5 protein-coding genes are annotated in these 3,673 nt (G+C 66.3%); 2 read left to right on the top strand and 3 right to left on the bottom strand.

Translation table 11 applies throughout. The annotated features are described in order from the left end of the window. Positions 1–244: 244 nt before the first annotated feature. The gene (locus tag QZV72_RS08325; RefSeq protein WP_297007227.1) at positions 245–952 is read right to left on the bottom strand and encodes an aminodeoxychorismate/anthranilate synthase component II; all 708 of its coding nucleotides are present in this window, start codon (positions 950–952) and stop codon (positions 245–247) included. Positions 953–1,054: 102 nt separating this feature from the next. Between QZV72_RS08325 and crgA the strand changes: the two genes are divergently transcribed. Continuing rightward, positions 1,055–1,324, top strand: a complete 270-nt coding sequence (gene crgA / locus QZV72_RS08320; RefSeq protein ID WP_297007224.1) for a cell division protein CrgA — start codon at positions 1,055–1,057, stop codon at positions 1,322–1,324. Here crgA and QZV72_RS08315 read toward each other — a convergent pair. Further along, complete coding sequence (locus QZV72_RS08315) at positions 1,287–1,922, bottom strand: rhomboid family intramembrane serine protease (RefSeq protein WP_297007221.1); 636 nt, start codon at positions 1,920–1,922, stop codon at positions 1,287–1,289. The two genes, crgA and QZV72_RS08315, sit on opposite strands and share 38 nt — an antisense overlap. A gap of 31 nt (positions 1,923–1,953) precedes the next feature. Further along, the gene (locus QZV72_RS08310; protein ID WP_297007218.1) at positions 1,954–2,490 is read right to left on the bottom strand and encodes a peptidylprolyl isomerase; all 537 of its coding nucleotides are present in this window, start codon (positions 2,488–2,490) and stop codon (positions 1,954–1,956) included. 151 nt (positions 2,491–2,641) lie between these two features. On the opposite strand from QZV72_RS08310, the gene QZV72_RS08305 reads away from it, so the two are divergent. Continuing rightward, positions 2,642–3,673: hypothetical protein (locus tag QZV72_RS08305; protein WP_297007214.1), on the top strand; the 1,032-nt coding region annotated here is incomplete at its 3' end.

Here is a 3,673-nt window from a genome sequence, read left to right as displayed (position 1 = left end):
TACACACCCCACCGACCACCCACAAACCAGCAGGTCACAGTGGGTGAGAGGTAGCAGCGGGTGCGTCTGACCACGACCGTCCGGCCGAGCTCCCGCGGCTGCGTGGGTCACCGCTCTCCGCCACCACCTGTTCCCCTCCCACATTTCCCAACTCGCCCCGTTCTTCCTTTTCCCGACCTCTCCCCGTTCGCCCCCGTCCTTCCGCTTCCCCACTCTCCCCGGCGTCCCCCGGGGAGGAGCCGTGTCAGGCGAGCACCGACCCGTGCGCACCCTCGATCACCGCAGCCGAGGCCTGCTGTGCCTCCGCGTGCCGGGCCTCCACCCGCGAGAGCTGCCGTTCGTCGACCGGGCGCCCCGCCTCGGCCAACCAGTTGGAGAGGATGCGGTGACCGTGCTGTGTCATCACCGACTCGGGATGAAACTGGACGGAGTGGATTGGCAGCGTCCGGTGCCGCATCGCCATGATCATGCCGGAATCCACAGTCGCGGTGACCTCGAGGCAGTCGGGCACGGTCGCCGGGTCAACGGTCAGCGAGTGGTACCGCGCCACGGTGAACGGGGAAGGAACACCTGCGAGCACGCCGGCACCGGAGTGGAAGACCGGGCTGGTCTTCCCGTGGAAGAGCTCTCCGGCCCGTACCACGTCGCCGCCGAAGTGGAGGGCGATGGCCTGATGCCCCAGGCACACCCCGAACAGCGGCGTCCGGTGCTCCTCGGCCCAGGTGATGACGTCGAGCATGCGTCCCGCCGCCGCCGGCTCCCCCGGTCCCGGGGAGAGGAGGATCGCGTCGAAGTCGCCGAGCACGCCGTCCAACCCTTTCACCCCGTTACTTCGGTCCCCCAGTTCCGGCGCGTCGTTTCGCCACACGGTGCAGTCCTCGCCGAGTTCCCCGAGGTACTGGACAAGGTTGTAGACGAAGCTGTCGTAGTTGTCGATGACGAGGATGCGCATGGCGCCATACTATCCGCCCGTCAGCGTGGCGTCGCCGCTCAAACCCTGCTGCTACGCTGGTGACGTCCGAAGAAGCAGCACGAAGTCAGCGAGAGTGTCCCCATGCCCAAGTCCAGGATCTCCTCCACGCCGGAAGTTACCGGTGCGTCATCGGTCGACCACCGCACCCCGGTCAAACTGAATGCCACCGGAACGTCACGCTGGTACATCATCGTGATGCTCGGCCTGATGCTGCTGGGCCTGGCCTGGATCGTCGTCAACTACATCGCCGGCGGCGACATCCCCCTGATGCGCGATCTCAACGCCTGGAACTACCTCATCGGTTTCGGCCTTCTCATCGTCGGCCTGCTGATGACCATGGGCTGGAAGTAGTTCCCGGACGGTAACGCCACCACAGCACCAGGGCGATCAACGCCCCTGCTGCGAGGCCACCCAGGTGCCCCGCGAGCGACACACCTCCGGTGGTGACACTGAACGCCAGGTTCACCCCGATGAGCACGAGCGGACCGCGCACGTCGGTCCGCCGTGTGACCGACAGTCCCACCAGCATGGCGAACATGCCGTAGCCGATGGTGGACGCCCCACCGACCGCGTGGTCGGGGGCGAACCACAGCGCGCCGAGACTGCCACCGACCGCACAGAACACCATGGACACCGCCACGGTCCGCGTCCCGTAGGCCCGCTCCAGTTCCCTGCCGAGCAGCATGATCAACAGCATGTTGAGCAGGAGATGGGTGATGTTGAGATGCACCAGCGCACTGGTCACCAACCTCCACCACTCATGGCCGTCGGTGATGTCAGTGGCGACCATCATCAGTGACCAGGCGAGGTCACTGCCCCCTCCGTACACCCCGACAGGATCAGCGAGGCTGCCTGACTGTCCCACCTCGACGACGAACACCGCCACACACACCAGGATCAGGACGGTGCAGGCCGGGGCGTCCCGGGTGAATCTGCGCAGGAAATCCATGGTGGTTGTGACGGTGCAGGGTGTGGAGCTGTTACTCGGTGATGTCGATGGACTCGATGACGACGTCCTCGACGGGACGGTCCATGCGGTCGGTGGCCACACGACCGAGCTTGGCGACGACCTTCTGGGACTCCTTGTCGGTCACCTCACCGAAGATGGTGTGGTGGTTGTTCAGGTGCGGGGTCATCGTGGTGGTGATGAAGAACTGCGATCCGTTCGTGCCGGGGCCCGCGTTCGCCATGGCCAGCAGGAACGGACGGTCGAACTGGAGTTCAGGGTGGAATTCGTCGGCGAACTGGTAGCCGGGGCCGCCACGGCCGGTGCCGGTCGGGTCGCCGCCCTGGATCATGAAGTTGTCGATGATGCGGTGGAAGACCGCACCGTCGTAGAACGGCCCCTCGGTTGTCCCGGAGGCGTTCGGCCGATTGTAGGGGGCCTTCTCCTTGTCGCCCGTGGCCAGGCCGATGAAGTTCTCGACGGTCTGGGGGGCGTGGTTTCCGAAGAGGTCGATGCTGATGTCGCCGAGGTTCGTGTGCAGAACCGCGGTCGCAGTCTTCTGGGCGCTCATGGTGGTCCAGCGTACCGAATGAGGCGCCGGTGGTGTCACCGGACGTCCCCCGTACCGGGCGAACGACCCCACCGCGTCGCCGCAAGTGTTTATGATCGGAGGTTAAACGTCACTCTGAAGACTGCACGTCACCGCGAAGGAGTACCGGGCCATGGCCCTCAACACCGCACGTATCGCCCTACTCGCCGCCCAGCGCGCCCGTTCCTGGAACAAGGAACGGACGTCCCGCAACGAGTCCGCACGCCACGAGGAACTCGCCGTCCTCCGCCGCCAGCTCACCTCCCCTGAGGAGCGTGAGAAGTTCCTCGCCGATGCTCCGGGCCACACCCGGGCAGTGGTGCGTGAGATCCTGACCGAGGAGGAGGCCGCCGCCACCGACGCGAAGATTGCGGCGGACGCCAAGGTCGCGAAGCTCACCGCGAAGGCGGAGAAGAAGAACACCCGGGCCGGGAAGGCCCGGGCCAAGGCCGAGAAGAAGGAGAACAAGGTGTCGAAGAAGGCCGCGAAGATCGCCGTCGGTTCCGCTCTGTCCGTCAAGGCGGGCGAGGCCCGGGAGGCGGGCAAGGAAGAGGTCGAGAAGCTGTCGACGTCAGCGAGGAAGGCCCGGAAGACGGCGAAGAAGCAGCTCGCTGCAGCGGCTTCGTCGCTGAGCTCCACGGTCGCCGAGCTGAAGGACTCCGGCTCGGACGCGCTCGAGACCGTCACCGAGGAGGTGCCGAAGGTCGCCGCGACGGCGGGCCGTAAGGCGAAGAAGGCCCAGAAGAAGGCAGGCAAGAAGGCAGGGAAGCTGACGAGGCGGGCGCGGAAGGCCGCGAAGAAGAACGCAGCGATTGCCGAGAAGCAGCTGAAGAAGTCCACCGCCGACATCGAGAAGAGCGCGAAGAAGAAGGCCGACAAGGTCCGTTCGAAGCAGCTGAAGAAGGCGGACAAGGTCGGCAAGAAGAAGGGTGGGATCGGCAGGTCCGTCCTGGTCGTCTCCCTTGTCGCCGCGGTCGTGGCGGTCGTCGCCGCGAAGTTCCGCACGCCGGACTCCCCCGCCCCGAAGACCGCCCCGCGCAATGACACCCCGAAGGCCGGCGCACCGGAGACCGGTGCCCCGAAGACCGATGCACCAAAGGCCGCTGCACCGAAGGCCGCTGCACCGAAGGCTGAGCCGGTGCAGGAGAAGGCCACCGGGAAGGCC

It is taken from the genome of uncultured Corynebacterium sp. (assembly GCF_902782855.1).
Lineage (GTDB): Bacteria > Actinomycetota > Actinomycetes > Mycobacteriales > Mycobacteriaceae > Corynebacterium.
Note: the sequence above shows the minus strand (reverse complement) of the source record. Positions and strands in the feature narration are given on the sequence as shown.